Origin of the sequence: Pseudomonas sp. LFS074, from assembly GCF_047978165.1 — a bacterium.
GTDB lineage: Bacteria > Pseudomonadota > Gammaproteobacteria > Pseudomonadales > Pseudomonadaceae > Aquipseudomonas > Aquipseudomonas putida_P.
This window is the reverse complement of the sequence record NZ_JBFPFV010000001.1, coordinates 1,604,203-1,619,804: the sequence shown is the minus strand read 5'-3', so window position 1 is coordinate 1,619,804 and position 15,602 is coordinate 1,604,203. Positions and strand designations below refer to the sequence as shown.

At 62.2% G+C, this 15,602-nt stretch carries 17 protein-coding genes; 1 reads left to right on the top strand and 16 read right to left on the bottom strand.

What is annotated here, in order from left to right; genetic code table 11:
- Positions 1 to 70: 70 nt before the first annotated feature.
- The 13 genes from ACNQP3_RS07475 to ACNQP3_RS07415 form a co-directional block, all read right to left on the bottom strand.
- Positions 71 to 706: a TetR/AcrR family transcriptional regulator gene (locus tag ACNQP3_RS07475; protein ID WP_012271171.1), complete on the bottom strand. Its 636-nt coding sequence runs from the start codon at positions 704 to 706 to the stop codon at positions 71 to 73.
- Between the two features lie 1,120 nt (positions 707 to 1,826).
- Positions 1,827 to 2,609, bottom strand: a complete 783-nt coding sequence (locus tag ACNQP3_RS07470; protein WP_012271169.1) for a TatD family hydrolase — start codon at positions 2,607 to 2,609, stop codon at positions 1,827 to 1,829.
- 30 nt (positions 2,610 to 2,639) lie between these two features.
- Positions 2,640 to 3,626 (bottom strand): DNA polymerase III subunit delta', encoded by a 987-nt coding sequence (locus ACNQP3_RS07465; protein WP_012271168.1) that lies wholly within the window; start codon positions 3,624 to 3,626, stop codon positions 2,640 to 2,642.
- Entirely contained in the window at positions 3,619 to 4,251 is a 633-nt protein-coding gene (gene tmk, locus ACNQP3_RS07460; protein ID WP_012271167.1) for a dTMP kinase, read from the bottom strand. Before tmk ends, ACNQP3_RS07465 begins: the two co-directional genes overlap by 8 nt.
- 9 nt (positions 4,252 to 4,260) lie before the next feature.
- The gene (gene mltG, locus ACNQP3_RS07455) at positions 4,261 to 5,463 is read right to left on the bottom strand and encodes an endolytic transglycosylase MltG (protein WP_012271166.1); all 1,203 of its coding nucleotides are present in this window, start codon (positions 5,461 to 5,463) and stop codon (positions 4,261 to 4,263) included.
- A gap of 4 nt (positions 5,464 to 5,467) precedes the next feature.
- Positions 5,468 to 6,283, bottom strand: coding sequence for an aminodeoxychorismate lyase (gene pabC, locus ACNQP3_RS07450; protein WP_012271165.1), 816 nt, complete (start codon positions 6,281 to 6,283; stop codon positions 5,468 to 5,470).
- Entirely contained in the window at positions 6,283 to 7,527 is a 1,245-nt protein-coding gene (fabF, locus tag ACNQP3_RS07445; protein WP_012271164.1) for a beta-ketoacyl-ACP synthase II, read from the bottom strand. The genes pabC and fabF overlap by 1 nt, the downstream gene beginning before the upstream one ends.
- Positions 7,528 to 7,716: 189 nt before the next feature.
- Positions 7,717 to 7,953 carry an acyl carrier protein gene (gene acpP, locus ACNQP3_RS07440; protein ID WP_012271163.1) on the bottom strand — a complete coding sequence of 79 codons (237 nt, stop codon included), beginning with the start codon at positions 7,951 to 7,953 and terminating at the stop codon, positions 7,717 to 7,719.
- Positions 7,954 to 8,156: 203 nt separating this feature from the next.
- Positions 8,157 to 8,897, bottom strand: a complete 741-nt coding sequence (fabG, locus tag ACNQP3_RS07435) for a 3-oxoacyl-ACP reductase FabG (RefSeq protein WP_012271162.1) — start codon at positions 8,895 to 8,897, stop codon at positions 8,157 to 8,159.
- Between the two features lie 15 nt (positions 8,898 to 8,912).
- Positions 8,913 to 9,851 carry an ACP S-malonyltransferase gene (gene fabD / locus ACNQP3_RS07430; RefSeq protein ID WP_012271161.1) on the bottom strand — a complete coding sequence of 313 codons (939 nt, stop codon included), beginning with the start codon at positions 9,849 to 9,851 and terminating at the stop codon, positions 8,913 to 8,915.
- Positions 9,852 to 9,978: 127 nt separating this feature from the next.
- Entirely contained in the window at positions 9,979 to 10,989 is a 1,011-nt protein-coding gene (plsX, locus tag ACNQP3_RS07425) for a phosphate acyltransferase PlsX (protein WP_012271160.1), read from the bottom strand.
- A 3-nt stretch (positions 10,990 to 10,992) separates the two neighbouring features.
- The gene (gene rpmF, locus ACNQP3_RS07420; protein WP_003247154.1) at positions 10,993 to 11,175 is read right to left on the bottom strand and encodes a 50S ribosomal protein L32; all 183 of its coding nucleotides are present in this window, start codon (positions 11,173 to 11,175) and stop codon (positions 10,993 to 10,995) included.
- 13 nt (positions 11,176 to 11,188) lie between these two features.
- Positions 11,189 to 11,716 carry a YceD family protein gene (locus ACNQP3_RS07415; protein ID WP_012271159.1) on the bottom strand — a complete coding sequence of 176 codons (528 nt, stop codon included), beginning with the start codon at positions 11,714 to 11,716 and terminating at the stop codon, positions 11,189 to 11,191.
- 96 nt (positions 11,717 to 11,812) lie between these two features.
- Between ACNQP3_RS07415 and ACNQP3_RS07410 the strand changes: the two genes are divergently transcribed.
- Entirely contained in the window at positions 11,813 to 12,391 is a 579-nt protein-coding gene (locus tag ACNQP3_RS07410; RefSeq protein WP_060493581.1) for a Maf family protein, read from the top strand.
- A gap of 42 nt (positions 12,392 to 12,433) precedes the next feature.
- On the opposite strand, the gene ACNQP3_RS07405 is transcribed toward ACNQP3_RS07410, so the two are convergent.
- Genes ACNQP3_RS07405 through rluC form a run of 3 tightly spaced genes read right to left on the bottom strand, consistent with a single transcriptional unit; the run spans position 12,434 to position 15,064 of the window.
- Entirely contained in the window at positions 12,434 to 13,423 is a 990-nt protein-coding gene (locus ACNQP3_RS07405) for a S49 family peptidase (RefSeq protein ID WP_012271157.1), read from the bottom strand.
- A 6-nt stretch (positions 13,424 to 13,429) separates the two neighbouring features.
- Positions 13,430 to 14,104 (bottom strand): HAD family hydrolase, encoded by a 675-nt coding sequence (locus tag ACNQP3_RS07400; protein ID WP_179027429.1) that lies wholly within the window; start codon positions 14,102 to 14,104, stop codon positions 13,430 to 13,432.
- A 3-nt stretch (positions 14,105 to 14,107) separates the two neighbouring features.
- A complete protein-coding gene (gene rluC, locus ACNQP3_RS07395) occupies positions 14,108 to 15,064 on the bottom strand; it encodes a 23S rRNA pseudouridine(955/2504/2580) synthase RluC (protein WP_060493582.1) in 957 nt (318 codons plus the stop codon).
- Positions 15,065 to 15,602: the final 538 nt, after the last annotated feature.

The window sequence follows — 15,602 nt, the reverse complement described above, 5'->3', positions numbered from 1 at the left end:
AACTCATAAATCAGGTTTTTGCAAGCCCCCACCGCACCCTACCGACTTCAGCGGGAAGTGACGAAGCGCTTCAGTTGGTTGGTTCCGGGTCGCGCTTACGCTTGTTGCCCATACGCACGCCAATGTCCATCAGAAACTGGAAGAAGCCTTCCTGGTCTTCCAATACATTGCTCCAGAACGGCGAGTGGTACAGCGCCACGGCGCCATGCACCAGCGCCCAGGCGGCGCAGTAATGGAAGTACGGCGGCACGTCTTCGAGTTTACCTTCGCTGATACGACCCTTGATCAGTTGGGTCAGGCGATCGAAGTTGGAAGCGCGGATGCTGTGCAACTGCTCGACCATTTCTGGCACCTGGTTGCCCTTGACCACCTTTTCTTCAAGGCGATCGAACAGCCGGTATCGTTGCGGATCGCGCATGCGGAACTCGAAGTAGGCGCGCGACAGGGCTTCCTTGTCACGGTCGACGTCGGCCGAGTGCAACAGCGCGTTCAGGTCGCGCTCGTAGTCGAGCATCAGGCGCAGGTAGATTTCCGCCTTGGACTTGAAGTGCTTGTAGATCGTGCCTTTGCCGATGCCCACGGCGTCGGCGATCATCTCGACGGTGACGCTGTCTTCGCCCTGTTCGAGAAACAGCTTGAGCGCGGTGTCGAGGATTTCCTGTTCGCGACGGCGAAACTCACGGACCTTACGAGGTTCTTTCTGCATGGGAAGGACTGGATGACAATCGAAGCGGTTTATTATGCCTAACTTGCGGGAAATTGCACGGATCATCCAAGCATGGCAGTGTTTCACGATGCATACGGCCATGCGATGCGGGAGGAACGGAACGGCGGCGTATTCCAAATCTGTTTAAAAAACGACCAATATGCACTGGCACTGCGCCAAACCTGACCAATACTTGAAGTGTTGGCGCGGCGCATCCCCCCCAAGTGGCGCGCCGATAAAGGTGCTCAGGGACCGCGTACCTTTGTTTTACTCCTAATGGTCTTAACCCGGATTCCTCCCCCAGAACCCGGGTTTTTTTTGCTTACGCGACGGGCCGCAAAGCGGCCCGCACTCCCGCTCGACATTTGTACTGTGCTTTTGATCTTGATCTTGATCTTGATCTTCGCGACTTCAGGAGGCCGAGCGCAGGCCTTGCGGAGGGAGGTGACGGGCATGGATGCCCGTCAAGCGCTGGGCCCCAGGATGGGGCCTGCAGCGCGGTCCTCCCGGGAGCAAGGCCGGAGTGAGGGAACCCCGGAGCGCAGCGCAGGGGCCGGATGATGGGAGCGCAGCGTTTTTTGGTTACTTTTTGTCGCGTTTGACAAAAAGTGACTCGCCGTAAGGGCGAAAAGGTGAGTCAGCGTCGCCATCGCAAACGGACTGTTCGCTGAGTCAAAACAGACAAATTCTGCTTTTTGCTTTTTGCTTTTTGCTTTTTGCTTTTTGCTTTTTGCTTTTTGCTTTTTGGATATGGGCCTTCACACCGAGTAAACATTCATTCGCGCGGGTGGCGCACAGTCACCTTTCCGCCCTTACGGTGGGTCCCTTTTTGTCGTGGCAAAAAGGAACCAAAAACCGTCCGCTCCCATCATCCGGCCCCTACGCTACGCTTCGGGGTCCCCTCGCTCCGGGCTTGCTCCCGGGAGGACCGCGCTGCAGGCCCCATCCTGGGGCCCAGCGCTTGACGGGCATCCATGCCCGTCACCTCCCTCCGCAAGCCCTGCGCTCGGCCTCCTGAAGTCGCAATCTGCGTCGCCTGAACTACCGCGCGCTTAGAAGCAAAAGCCGAAGCAAGAGCAAGAGCAAGAGCAAGAGCAAGAGCAATCAGGCTCGTGCTCTATCAGGCCACCCGCGCCAACGGGAACAACCGCTTGAAGTTGGCGGTGGTCTGCTCGGCCAGTTGCTCATAACTGGCCCCGCGCAACGAAGCCACATACTCCGCCACTTCCCGCACATACTGCGGCAAGTTCGGCTTGCCGCGATACGGAATCGGAGCCAGATAAGGCGAATCGGTCTCCACCAGCAACCGATCAACCGGCACCTGCCGCGCCACCTCACGCAGGGCATCAGCATTGCGGAAGGTCACAATGCCAGACAGCGAAATGTAATACCCCAGGTCCAGTGCGGCCTTGGCCATGTCCCAGTCCTCGGTAAAGCAGTGCAGCACGCCAGCCTGCGGCAAGCTGGCCTCGCGCAACAGCGCCAAGGTATCGGCACGGGCCGCCCGCGTATGCACGATCACCGGTTTGCCGGTCTGCCGCGAGGCCTCCAGGTGCAAGCGGAACGAGGCCTGCTGCAGCTCGGCAGCCTCCGGCTCGTAGTGGTAATCCAGCCCGGTTTCGCCAATCGCCACTGCATGCGGGTGGGCCAGTTCGCGCAACAGCCATTCCAGCGCCGGGGTTTCGCCTGGAGCCAAGTCCAGCGGGTGCACACCCACCGAGCAGTCGACGTCAGCGTACTGCTCGCTAAGCGCCTTCACCGCGCCAGCATTCTCGGCACTCACGCCAATGCACAGGAAATGCCCGACCCCGCGCTCACGCGCCGCCTGCAGGGCAGCATCGAGCGAGCCCTGGTGGGCGCTGAGGTCAAGACGGTCGAGGTGGCAATGGGAATCTACAAGCATGGGATAACAGCACACATGAAAAATGGGATATCAGCGGGCGCCGGGCAGTTGCAGCCAGTGGGCCAGCAGCGATTCAAGCAGCAGGGCACGGTTGAGGTTGGCCTTGCCCAGCACCTTCTGGCGCTGCTCAAGGATCCACGCCTGCACCTCCAGCACCTTGGCCTGACGGCTCTTCTGCGCAAGGTATTGCACCACCTTGCGCATATCCGCCAAGCCTAACCCCTCCTCGTCCTGGGTCAACTGGTAGCGCAGGATCAGGTGCGCCCAATCGCAGAACCAGTCGAACAGCCGCAACAACGGTACAGCGTTCCAGGCGTCGGCCAACTGGCTGGGCGATTGCTGCTGCTTGAGCAGCTTCTTCACCCCGTCGGTAACCAGCGCGCGTTGCTCGCGCACACCCTGAGCCTGCAGGCTAACCGCCATCAATGGCGAACCGGCGGCCAGGGTCAGCAGCTCATCGCGCTCAGCCTCATCACTGTCGGGCAACGCGCCAGCCAGCCAAGCCTGGCTCTGGGCCAGGCTGGGCTGCGGGCAGGCAACCTGCTGGCAACGACTCTTGATCGTTGGCAACAGGCGACTTGGCTGATGCGTGACCAACAGCAGCACGGTATCGCCGGAAGGCTCTTCAAGGCTTTTCAGCAGCGCGTTGGAGGCGTTGACGTTCATCGCTTCCACCGGCTCGATCAACACCACCTTGCGCCCACCCAGTTGCGCCGTCTGCACCACGAAGGCCACCAGCTCACGGACCTGGTCGACCTTGATCGGTTTGTCGGCTTCCTCGGGTTCGAGGACAAAGTTGTCCGGGTGGCTGCCAGCCTTGAGCAACAGGCACGACTTGCACTCGCCACAGGCCTCCAAGCCCAGCGGTCGCTGGCACATGAGGCGGGCCATCAGGCGCTCGGCCAACGCTCGCTTGCCGATGCCTTGGGGCCCGTGCAGCAAGTACGCATGGGCGTGCTGGCTGCGCCCAGCCAGTTGCTGCCACAGCGCTTCCTGCCAAGGGTAGGCCTCAGCCACGGCAACGCTCCACAATGCCTGGCAGCAGAGCGTCGATGTCACGCTGCACGGCCTCCAGGGATTGTGCGGCATCAAGCAAGCTGTAGCGCTGCGGCGCACGCTGGGCGCGCTGCAGGTACGCCTGGCGCACGGCTTCGAAGAAGGCCTGGCCCTCCTGCTCGAAACGGTCCAGGCGGCCACGGGCTGCGGCGCGGGCCAGGCCCACTTCCACCGGCAGGTCGAAGACCAAGGTCAGGTCCGGGCGCAGGCCGCCCTGGACGAACTGCTCCAGGGTTGCGATACGCTCGACCGACAAACCACGGCCACCGCCCTGATAGGCATAGGTGGCATCGGTGAAACGATCACACAGCACCACGGCCCCACGGGCCAATGCCGGACGGATCACCTGCGCCAGGTGCTGGGCGCGCGCGGCGAACACCAGCAGCAGTTCAGTGTCGGCCGCCATGCTTTCATCACTGGGCGCCAGCAGCAGTTCGCGCACCCTTTCCGCCAACGGTGTACCACCAGGCTCACGGGTCAGCACCACGTCCAGGCCGTGCTCGCGCAGGCGCGCGGCCAGGTAGTCGCGATTGGTGCTCTTGCCCGCGCCTTCGGGGCCTTCCAAAGTAATAAACAAGCCGCTCACAGGCAGTCCTCAATGTTGTTCGTCAGGCGTTGGCCGTTCGGCCGCTTGCGCACCGCCGGCAGGGGCATCCTGCACGGGCGGTTCATCGGGCGCTGGCTGCGCGGCCGGCTCGTCCGCCGCTGGCGGCTCAGGCTGCTGCGCGTCGTCGGCGTCATCCACGCCTGGCTTGGTGTCTTGCTGCGGCGCGGGGCTGGAACGGTAGTCCGCCCGGCGCTTGAGCTGGAACTCGCGCACCGCCGAGTTATGATCATCGAGGTCATCGGAGAACACATGGCTGCCATCGCCACGAGCGACGAAGTACAGGCTGGTGCCATCGGACGGGTTCAGTGCCGCGTGAATAGCCTCGCGGCCAACCATGGCGATCGGGGTCGGCGGCAGGCCTGTCATGGTGTAGGTGTTGTAGGGCGTAGGCTCGCGCAGGTCGGCGCGGGTGATCTTGCCGTTGTAGCGTTCACCCATGCCGTAGATCACTGTCGGGTCGGTCTGCAGCATCATGCCCAGGCGCATGCGCCTCACGAACACGCCGGCAATCTGCCCGCGCTCCTGCGGAATTCCGGTTTCCTTTTCCACAAGGGAGGCCATGATCAACGCCTGGTACGGGTCGCGATACGGCAGGTCGGTCGTGCGTTCGGCCCACTCCTTGGCCAACACTTCATCCAGGCGCATGTAGGCCTGCTGCAGCAACTCGACGTCACTCATGCCCCGTACGAAGCGGTAGGTGTCCGGGAAGAAGCGGCCTTCGGGGAACACACCGGTATGGCCGAGCTTGTCCATGACCTCGGCGTCCGACAAGCCCTCCAGGGTATGTTTGATCTTTTCATGCTTGGCCACGGCCGAGCGCACCTGGCGGAAGGTCCAGCCTTCGACCAAGGTCAGGTTGTACTGCACCACGTCGCCCCGGCGCCAGGCATCGAACAGCTGCTCGACGGTCATGCCGGGGGTAAGGCGATACTCTCCGGTATGCAGCGGGGTACCCGCCATGTTGAAGCGCCAGTACAAGCGCAACCAGACGGCGTCGTCGAGCAACCCTTCCGTTTGCATGCGATAGAACATGCGGTTGGGGGTAGTACCATTGGGCACGTCGAGCAGGCGCTCCTGCGTCACGTGCAAGGGCTGCTCCAGGACCGAGTTGACCTTCCAGGCCGACCAGCCTAGCGCCAGGCCGGCGAGGATCAGACCCATTTCCAGCAACAGCAGGAATTTACGTCTCACGAATTCAGGTTTCCAGTAACGTACGGGCAACGGCCTGCAGTGTTCGGGTGAGCGGGCCCGGCGACCAGTTTAGCGCGGCTACGCCACGTACGGGCCAGACACCGTAGACGCTGTTGCAAACAAATACTTCATCAGCCTGCTCCAGCGCATCGTAGGGCAGGTCGCAGACCTGCACCACAATACCCAGCAGTTGGGCCTGCTCCAGCAACGCGCCACGCATCACCCCAGCCACACCACAACGGCCAAGGTCGGCGGTGAGCAGCACGCCATCACGTACAAGGAACAGATTGCTGTACACCCCTTCGATCACCCTGCCCTGCCCGTCACGCATCAACCCTTCGGCATGTTCACTGTCCTGCCACTCGGCACGGGCCAGTACCTGCTCAAGGCGATTGAGGTGTTTGAGGCCGGCCAGCAAGGGTTGTTCCCCAAGGCGTGTCTGGCAAGGGAACAAACGCACGCCGTGTTCGGCATGCTCGACAGGATAGCTGGGTAATGGGCTGCCTTGCAGGATGCGCCGCGGCGCGGCACCCGCAACCGGCGCATAGCCACGCTGGCTGTCGCCACGCGTAAGAATGAGTTTGGCGACGCCTTCACCGAGCTGGCTGGCGTAACGCAGCAGTTCGTCGCGCACCAGCGCCAGGTCGGCGCCGATCGCCAGGCGCTGACACCCCAGCGCCAGGCGTGCGAGATGACCGTCCAGCAAGCTGGGCCGACCGCCACGCACGGCGATGGTTTCGAACAACCCATCGCCGTAGGCCAGGCCGCGATTCTGCAGGTTGACTGCAGTCGCCGGCTGGCCATCGATCCAGCTGTGCATCAACCGGCGAACCGGCGGAACACCAGCGAGCCGTTGGTGCCGCCAAAGCCGAACGAGTTGGACAACACCACGTCGATCGGCATGCTGCGCGCCTGGTGTGGCACGAAGTCGAGGTCGCAACCTTCGTCCGGCTCGTCCAGGTTGATGGTGGGCGGGGCCATCTGGCTGTTGATGGCCAGCACGCTGAAGATCGCTTCCACCGCACCCGCGGCACCCAGCAAGTGGCCGGTCATCGACTTGGTCGAGCTGACCGCCAGCTTGTAGGCATGCTCGCCGAATACGCGCTTGATCGCAGCCACTTCGGCCACATCGCCCGCTGGGGTCGAGGTGCCGTGGGCGTTGATGTAGCTGACTTCTTCCGGCTGGATGCCAGCATCGCGCAGCGCGTTGGCCATGCAGCGGGCAGCGCCTTCACCGGTGTCGGGTGGCGAAGTCATGTGGTAGGCGTCGCCGCTCATGCCAAAGCCAACCAGCTCGGCGTAGATGGTCGCACCACGGGCCTTGGCATGCTCCAGCTCTTCGAGTACCAGGGCACCGGCACCGTCGGACAGCACAAAGCCGTCACGGCCCTTGTCCCACGGGCGGCTGGCACGGCTTGGCTCGTCGTTGCGGGTGGACAGTGCACGCGAAGCACCGAAACCGCCCATGCCCAGGCCGCAGGCTGCCATTTCGGCACCACCGGCGATCATCACGTCAGCTTCACCGTAGGCGATATTGCGCGCGGCCATGCCGATGCAATGGGTGCCGGTGGTGCAAGCGGTGGCGATGGCGTAATTCGGCCCTTGCAGACCCAGGTGGATCGACAGGAACCCGGAGATCATGTTGATGATCGAACCTGGCACAAAAAACGGCGAAATGCGGCGCGGCCCCGAATCGTGCAGGGTGCGGCTGGTTTCTTCGATGTTGGTCAGACCACCGATACCCGAGCCCATCGCCACGCCAATACGCTCGCGGTTGGCGTCGGTGACCTCAAGGCCAGCATTACGCACCGCCTGGAAACCGGCCGCCAGGCCGTACTGGATGAACAGGTCAAGCTTGCGGGCCTCTTTGGCCGACAGGTACTGCTCAACCTCGAAGCCTTTCACCGAGCCGCCAAAACGGGTGGAGTAGGCAGACAGGTCCGTGTGTTCGATCGGACCGATGCCACTGCGGCCAGCCAGAATGCCCTGCCAGGTGCTCGGTACATCGGTACCCAGTGGCGACAGCATACCCATACCGGTGACCACGACGCGTCTACGCGACACAGTACTCTCCTTTTCTAATAACAGAGTCTCTTGCGATTACATTCAAGCGCTGGAATGGAATGGCAACAGGCTCTTGGTGCGCGGTGAGCGAAGCCGGCTCGCCAAGATGCAGCGCGTTCGCAAAGAAAAAACCGCACGCCGGCAAAGGCAGTGCGGTTTTTCTCGTCAAGAAGCGACGACTACAGCGTCTTAGGCCTTGTGGCTGTTGACGTAGTCGATAGCGGCTTGAACGGTAGTGATTTTCTCGGCTTCTTCGTCAGGGATTTCGGTCTCGAATTCCTCTTCCAGAGCCATCACCAGCTCAACGGTGTCAAGCGAATCGGCACCCAGGTCATCGACGAAGGACTTCTCGTTGGTCACTTCATCTTCCTTCACGCCCAGTTGCTCGGCGACGATTTTCTTGACGCGTTCTTCGATGGTGCTCATACCTAGTTTTCACTCCTAATGGACATATGTCAGGCAGCTGGCCGGTGGCTAATTTTATAGAAAGACGTTCGCTTTTCAAGCGAAACGCACCTTCAGGCTAGTCACCGCACCCGCTGCCTGGAATCTGGTTGCAGCTTTATAACGGATTTTAGGCTCGCAGTATGACTCTTTTTTTACGAAATCCGTCACATTGAGTTGCAGTGTTACATGTACATCCCGCCGTTGACCGGCACGGTAGCGCCAGTCACGTAGGCTGCACCGTCGGACGCCAGGAACGAAACCACCTTGGCGATTTCGTCGGCCTGGCCCAGGCGGCCCAGCGGAATCTGGGTCTGCAGGGCTTCGCGCTGCGCTTCTGGCAGTTCGCGGGTCATGTCGGTGTCGATGAAGCCCGGGGTCACCGAATTGACGGTGATGCCGCGCGAACCCACTTCACGCGCCAGGGCACGGCTGAAGCCTTCCAGGCCAGCCTTGGCGGCCGCGTAGTTGGCCTGGCCAGCGTTGCCCATGGCACCGACGACCGAGCCGATGCTGATGATACGGCCCCAGCGTGCCTTGGTCATGCCGCGCAGCACGCCCTTGGACAGACGGTAGAGGCTGTTCAGGTTGGTGTCGATCACGTCGAACCACTCATCGTCCTTCATGCGCAGCATGAGGTTGTCGCGAGTGATGCCGGCGTTGTTGACCAGGATTGCCGGTGCGCCGAACTGCTCGGCGATGGCGCCCAGCACAGCTTCGACGGACTCGGCGCTGGTCACGTTCAGTTCCATGCCGGTACCGGCGATACCGTGCTCTTTCAGGGTGGCAGCGATGCGCTCGGCGCCGGACGCCGAAGTGGCGGTGCCGATCACGGTCGCGCCCTGGCGGCCCAGCTCGAGGGCGATGGCCTGGCCAATGCCACGGCTGGCGCCGGTGACCAGTGCAACTTTACCTTGCAGGCTCATGCAAGCTTCTCCAAATCAGGCCAGCGCCGCACGGGTGGCGGCGACGGCGTCAGGGGTATTGAGGTTGTAGGTGGTCACGCCGTCGGCGCAACGCTTGTTCAGGCCAGCCAGAACCTTGCCCGGGCCACACTCGACCAGGTTGACCGCACCATTGGCGGCCAAGGCCTGTACGCACTCGACCCAGCGTACCGGCTGATACAGCTGTGCCAGCAGGTCGTGCTTGAGGGCATCGAGGTCGGCGGCGACTGCGGCGGTGACGTTCTGCACGACCGGGATCTGCGGGGCCTTCCATTCGATGGCGTTGACCGATTCGGCAAAGCGCTCGGCAGCCGGCTTCATCAGGGCACAGTGCGACGGTACGCTGACCGCCAGCGGCAGGGCGCGCTTGGCACCCTTGGCCTTGCACAGCTCCATGGCGCGGTCTACCGCAGCCTTGTTGCCGGCGATGACCACCTGGCCTGGCGAGTTGAAGTTCACGGCGCTGACCACTTGGTCTTCAGCCGCTTCGGCGCACAGCTCAACGACCACAGCATCGTCCAGGCCGAGGATGGCGGCCATGGCACCATGGCCGGCCGGCACGGCTTCCTGCATCAGCTGGCCACGGCGCTCGACCAGGCGAACGGCGTCTGCCAGGGTGATGCTGCCAGCAGCTACGAGGGCGCTGTATTCGCCCAGGCTATGACCAGAAACGAAGGCTGGCTGTGCGCCGCCCTCTTCCAGCCACAGGCGCCACAACGCGATGGACGCGGTGAGGATGGCCGGCTGGGTCTTGTCGGTCTGGTTGAGTTGCTCCTCCGGGCCTTCCTGGACCAGCTTCCACAGGTCGTAACCGAGTGCCTTGGAGGCCTCCTTGAAGGTTTCGACGATCACTGGCTTCTCGGCGCCGAGTTCGGCGAGCATGCCCAGCGACTGGGAACCTTGACCGGGAAAGACGAATGCGAGAGATGCAGACATAGAACAAGCCCTTATGATCTTGTCGTCGGATAGGGTGCGCCAGGCCCTGGGCCAGGCGCGGAATCTGAAAACTTGGATGGATGCACAGACCAAGCGGTCACATTTAAGCACTTCATGGGCAAAACGCCTAAAGCAACAGGTCTTCGAGGCGCCCATGCAAGCGCTGCGGCAGGTTTTCCTGAATCTCGATCAACGCCCGCTGAATGGCACTCTGAAAGCCCTGCACGCCCGCCGAGCCATGGCTCTTGATGACAATGCCCTGCAACCCCAGGAAGCTCGCACCATTGTGCCGCGCCGGCGCCAGGTCAGCCTGCAGGCGTTTGAGCAGCGGCATCGCTACCGCCCCGGCGGCCCGCGATAACACGCCACCCTTGAACAACTGCTCGATGCGCGCGCCGATCATGGTTGCCAGCCCCTCGCTGGACTTGAGCAGGATATTGCCGACAAAACCGTCGCACACCACTACATCAGCCTCGCCACGGTACAGCCCGTCACCCTCGACAAAGCCTACGTAGTTGAGCCCACGGGCGTTCTGCAACAGGCTGGCCGCCAGCTTGACCTGCTGGTTGCCCTTGATGTCCTCGGTGCCGATATTCAGCAGCGCCACACGCGGCCGATGCACGCCCAGCGCCTGGGCGGCCACCGAGCCCATCACAGCGAACTGGTAGAGGTTCTCGGCGCTGCAATCGACGTTGGCCCCCAGGTCGAGCAATTGGCAGTAACCCGCCTGGGTCGGAATCGCCGCCACCATGGCTGGCCGATCGATACCCGGCAAGGTCTTGAGCACGAAGCGTGATAGCGCCATCAGCGCACCGGTATTGCCAGCACTGACGCAGGCCTGAGCCTTGCCGTCGCGAACCAGCTCAAGGGCGATGCGCATCGACGAGTCCGGCTTGCCGCGCAACGCCTGAGATGGCCGCTCGTCCATGCCGATCACCTCACTGGCGGCGACAATCTGCAGGCGCGCGCGATCCGCAGCCGCAAGGCCGCTGACAAGATCTTCTAGGAGGGAGGGTTGACCGACGAGGGTCAGGTGCAGCGAGGGGGTAGCCGAAAGGCAGGCAATGCTAGCCTGGACAATGCTGCGGGGACCGAAGTCCCCGCCCATTGCGTCGATCGCGATGATCTGAGCGGACAAGGATTACTCGTCAGCGCCCTTATCGACCACTTTGCGACCACGGTATACGCCTTCTGGCGAAACGTGGTGGCGCAGGTGAACTTCACCGGTGGTTTTCTCTACCGACAGCGCGTTTTCCGACAGGGCGTCGTGCGAACGGCGCATGTCACGGGCAGAGCGGGATTTTTTGTTCTGCTGAACAGCCATAATTGATTAACTCCTAAACGTTTGGGTCACGCTTTAACTGCGCCAAAACACTGAACGGGTTGGACCGCGATACCTCGTCCTTGCTCGAATCGGGCTCGTCTGCGCCCGCCGGCTGCTGGCATTCTTCCGGATGATGAGCAGGCACGATTGGCAAGGCGAGCAGAAGCTCCTCCTCGACCAGCGCCTGCAGATCCAAAGGATCTTCGCCCAGTTCCAGCACGTCATAGCCTTTCGGCAACGACTGGGTATTCGCACCCTCCTTCACCACGGCGTAAGTACATTCGCTGTGGATCGGTAGGGTGACCAGCTCAAGACAACGCTGGCAAACCATCTTGACCTCGACGTCCAGCTCGCTGTGGATAACCACCACGTGCTGTTCATCTCGTTCAAAATCGAACTTCGCCTGCACCGTACCGACATTGTCGGAAAGCGGGTCGCAGAGTCTTTCCAAATCAGCGAGTTGCAGCGAACCGTTAAGGGTTACGCCACGATCGGCTAATTTGCGCGGGTCAACGTGAGGTGGAATCGGGTCATTCAACATAGGCGCAGCATTCTAGGGATGCCCCCCGCCCCTGTCAAAGGAAATTAGGCGGCATCGTGCGTGATAGAATTGGTTCAACCGAACCCGGAGTCTACCATGCTTCCTTTGTTACTGGCTTCCAGCTCTGCCTATCGCCGCGAACTGCTTGCACGCCTGCGCCTGCCCTTCACCTGGGCAAGCCCCGACATAGACGAGCAGCGCCTGGCCGACGAGCCTGCCGTAGAGCTGGTACGCCGGCTTGCCAGACAAAAGGCCGAAGCCCTGGCAGACAGCAACCCAGGGCATTTGATCATCGGTTCGGACCAGGTGGCCGTGTTGGGCGAGCAGGTGCTGGGCAAACCCCACACCTTCGAGCGGGCTTGCGAGCAGCTGCTGGAGTGCAGCGGGCAGCAGGTGAGCTTTCTGACCGGACTGGCATTGCTCAACAGCGCGACCGGGCACTGCCAGGTGGACTGCGTGCCATTTACGGTGACGCTGCGCGAATTGAGCAGGGAACGGGTGGAGCGCTATGTGACGGCGGAACAGCCGCTGGATTGCGCCGGGAGCTTCAAGGCGGAGGGTTTAGGGGTAAGCTTGTTCCAGAGCACGCACGGGTGCGATGCGACCAGCTTGATCGGCCTACCATTGATTCGATTGGTGGATATGCTGACCAAGGAAGGCGTTGTCATCCCTTGAGACTTGGGGGCGCTTGCGCCCCCCCAGCGACCTCAGCGCGAATCAGCGCAACTGCGGCCCTTGAAAGCCCATCCACATCGCCAGGTGCTCAGCCACGCTGGCCCCCACGCGCTTGGAGAAGCGATCGAACGGCGATTCCTGCACGGTGAAGTCGACCAACTCCTTCTCACCAACGATCTCGCGCGCTACATAGCTGGCACTGCCCAGCCCATCCACCAGCCCTAGCGCCTTGGCCTGCTCACCCGACCACACCAGACCACTGAACAGCTCCGGGTGCTCCTTGTCCTTCAGCCGCTCGCCGCGCCCCTGCTTGACCATGGCAATGAACTGGTTGTGCGTGGTGTCCAGCACGCCCTGCCAGAATCGGGTCTCTTCGGGCTTTTCCGGCGAGAACGGGTCAAGGAAGGCCTTGTGCTCGCCTGACGTGTAGGCGCGCCGCTCCACCCCCAGCTTCTCCATGGTGCCGACAAACCCATAACCGGCCGCCGTCACACCGATCGAGCCCACCAGGCTGGCCTTGTCGGCGTAGATCTCGTCCGCCGCACTGGCAATGTAATAGGCCCCGGAAGCACCAAGGTCCGAAATCACCGCATACAACTTGATGGCCGGGTATTCGGCACGCAGACGACGGATTTCGTCATACACGTAGCCTGCCTGCACCGGGCTGCCACCCGGGCTATTGATACGCATCACCACAGCCTTGGTCTTGCTGTCCTTGAACGCATCGCGCAGGCTCTTGACGATGTTGTCGGCGCTGGCAGCCTCCTGATCGGCAATCACCCCACGCACCTCGACCAGCGCGGTATGGCTGGCGCTGCGCGAGGCGGCCTTGTCCATGTCCATCAGCGGGGTGAACAACACCAGGATGCCGAACAGATAGACGAAGGTCAGCAGCTTGAAGAAGATCCCCCAGCGCCGCGAGCGGCGCTGCTCCTGCACGCTGGCCAGCAAGGTCTTTTCCAGCAGCTTCCAGCTTTTGCGCTCTTCGCGCTCCTCGGGCTCGGCCTCGGGGGCCTTCCATTCGTCTGCCATGCTTACCTACCTTGGAAGTGGAATTGCAGTACCACCCAGCCACTCGCGCAGCTGGGAAAAGTGATCGATGCAAACCTGCGGCCCAAACTCGGCCAGCGCCTGTAGCGACATGGCACCATAGCCCACCGCCACCGAATGCATGCCGGCATTGCTGGCCATCTGCAGATCGAATGCAGAATCTCCGACCATCAGCGCACGCCCCGGTTCGACGCCGCAATGCGCGAGGATCTCCTCAAGCATCAGCGGGTGCGGTTTACCACGGGTTTCGTCGGCAGCGCGGGTGATGTCGAAGAACTGCTCCCAACCATTGGCCTTGAGCACCCGATTCAACCCGCGACGAGCTTTGCCGGTGGCCACCGCCAGGCGGTAACCCTCGGCGCGGAAGGCATCCAGCGACTCGACCACGCCCTCGAACAACGGCGAGGGCTGCTGATCCAGCGCCATGTAGATATCGGCATAGTGCTGACGAAAGCGCTCCACCTGCGCAGGCGCCAGGTGCGGGTACAGCGTATGAATGGCCTCGCCCAGGGCCAGGCCGATGATGCCCTTGACTGCATCGTCGCCACTGGGCGCCTCGCCAGCACGCTCGGCGGCGGCATTCATCGCCTCGACGATACGCCCGATGGAATCAGCCAGCGTGCCGTCCCAGTCGAAAATCAGTAGCTCATAGCCCTTTTTCATAGATCAGGATGCACTCAAACGCTCAATGGTTTTCGCCCACACCTCATCCACCGGCGCCTCGAGTTTAAGCTCGCCTCCGTCCGGCAGCGGCACGGTCAGCGCATAGGCATGCAGGAACAGGCGCTTGCCGCCCAGCTCGCGAATCTCGCGACTGAAGTCTTCGTCACCGTATTTGCTGTCGCCGGCAATCATGTGCCCGGCGTGCAGGGTGTGCACACGGATCTGGTGGGTACGACCGGTGATCGGACGCGCCTCGACAATGGTGGCGAATTCGCCAAAACGGCGCAGCACGCGGAACAGGGTCAGTGCCTCCTTGCCCTCGTCGTTCACCTCGACCATGCGCTCACCGGAACGCAGGTTGCTCTTGAGCAATGGCGCATTGACCTGTTTTTTCGAGGTCGGCCAATGGCCACGCACCAGCGCCATGTAGCGCTTGTCGACACCATCGCCGCGCAGGGCGGCATGCAGGTGGCGCAGCATGCTGCGCTTCTTGGCGATCATCAGCAGGCCGGAGGTGTCGCGATCCAGGCGGTGCACCAGCTCCAGCTCCTTGGCATCCGGGCGCAGTTGGCGCAGCGCCTCGATCACCCCAAAGCTCAGGCCGCTGCCGCCGTGCACGGCAATGCCGGCGGGCTTGTTCATCACGATCAGCGCCTTGTCTTCGTAGACAATCGCGGCCTCCAGGCGCTGCAACAGGCCCTGGGCCACCGGTGCCGGTTCGTCACGTTCCGGCAGGCGGACGGGCGGCACCCGCACGATGTCGCCGGCCTGGATTTTGTACTCCGGCTTGACGCGGCCCTTGTTGACCCTCACCTCACCCTTGCGCAGGATGCGGTAGACCAGCGTCTTGGGCACGCCCTTGAGGGCCGTGATGAGGAAATTGTCGATGCGTTGGCCGGCAAGCTCCGGCGCGACTTCGATCAGCTGAACGCCGGAAGTCGGAGGGGTATTGGTCGTCATGGCGGGATCATAACAATTTTTTATGGAATTGAAGCACTTAATCATTGCTGCTATAGTCGCGAACGCCGCCAAAAGCGGCAGGCCAGCGGCACCAGGCTCTTCGCCGGTCCCTGACCTTCGCAATTCTCCAGGACGCGAGGCCGTCCTACGGGGTTTTCGCCAGTTTACCGAATTGCCTGGAATCGCCACCAGCGCTGTGTAGAGAAGACCGAAAAAAAACGACAAGTGCGGTGTTTCACCTGCTTACCCGATTCTTTTCGCTGCACCTCTGCCCGCGAGTCGCTTCCACGCAACGCCCGGCGAATGCTTCGGAAATACCTGCCTTGGACATGAATGGCGCCAGCGCAGAACCAGCGCTGGCGAAAAATGCAACCCGTTGCGGATTCAGCGCGCGGCAGCACCCGAATTATCAGGGATACGTGCAGGGTGGAGATGCACAGCCCTCGGACCGTGTAGCACCGCGTCCGGCCACCAGCCCACTCACGGCTGGCGAGCGGATAAGGTCCTGAACAGATGCCTCCGGGCGTCCACGGCTGAC

What these genes read in the sequence shown, in the direction of transcription:
- ACNQP3_RS07475 (WP_012271171.1), bottom strand. Translation starts at nt 706, where the DNA reads ATGCAGAAAGAACCTCGTAAGGTCCGTGAGTTTCGCCGTCGCGAACAG.
- ACNQP3_RS07470 (WP_012271169.1), bottom strand. Translation starts at nt 2,609, where the DNA reads ATGCTTGTAGATTCCCATTGCCACCTCGACCGTCTTGACCTCAGCGCC.
- pabC (WP_012271165.1), bottom strand. Translation starts at nt 6,283, where the DNA reads ATGCACAGCTGGATCGATGGCCAGCCGGCGACTGCAGTCAACCTGCAG.
- acpP (WP_012271163.1), bottom strand. Translation starts at nt 7,953, where the DNA reads ATGAGCACCATCGAAGAACGCGTCAAGAAAATCGTCGCCGAGCAACTG.
- fabG (WP_012271162.1), bottom strand. Translation starts at nt 8,897, where the DNA reads ATGAGCCTGCAAGGTAAAGTTGCACTGGTCACCGGCGCCAGCCGTGGC.
- fabD (WP_012271161.1), bottom strand. Translation starts at nt 9,851, where the DNA reads ATGTCTGCATCTCTCGCATTCGTCTTTCCCGGTCAAGGTTCCCAGTCG.
- rpmF (WP_003247154.1), bottom strand. Translation starts at nt 11,175, where the DNA reads ATGGCTGTTCAGCAGAACAAAAAATCCCGCTCTGCCCGTGACATGCGC.
- ACNQP3_RS07415 (WP_012271159.1), bottom strand. Translation starts at nt 11,716, where the DNA reads ATGTTGAATGACCCGATTCCACCTCACGTTGACCCGCGCAAATTAGCC.
- ACNQP3_RS07410 (WP_060493581.1), top strand. Translation starts at nt 11,813, where the DNA reads ATGCTTCCTTTGTTACTGGCTTCCAGCTCTGCCTATCGCCGCGAACTG.
- ACNQP3_RS07405 (WP_012271157.1), bottom strand. Translation starts at nt 13,423, where the DNA reads ATGGCAGACGAATGGAAGGCCCCCGAGGCCGAGCCCGAGGAGCGCGAA.
- ACNQP3_RS07400 (WP_179027429.1), bottom strand. Translation starts at nt 14,104, where the DNA reads ATGAAAAAGGGCTATGAGCTACTGATTTTCGACTGGGACGGCACGCTG.
- rluC (WP_060493582.1), bottom strand. Translation starts at nt 15,064, where the DNA reads ATGACGACCAATACCCCTCCGACTTCCGGCGTTCAGCTGATCGAAGTC.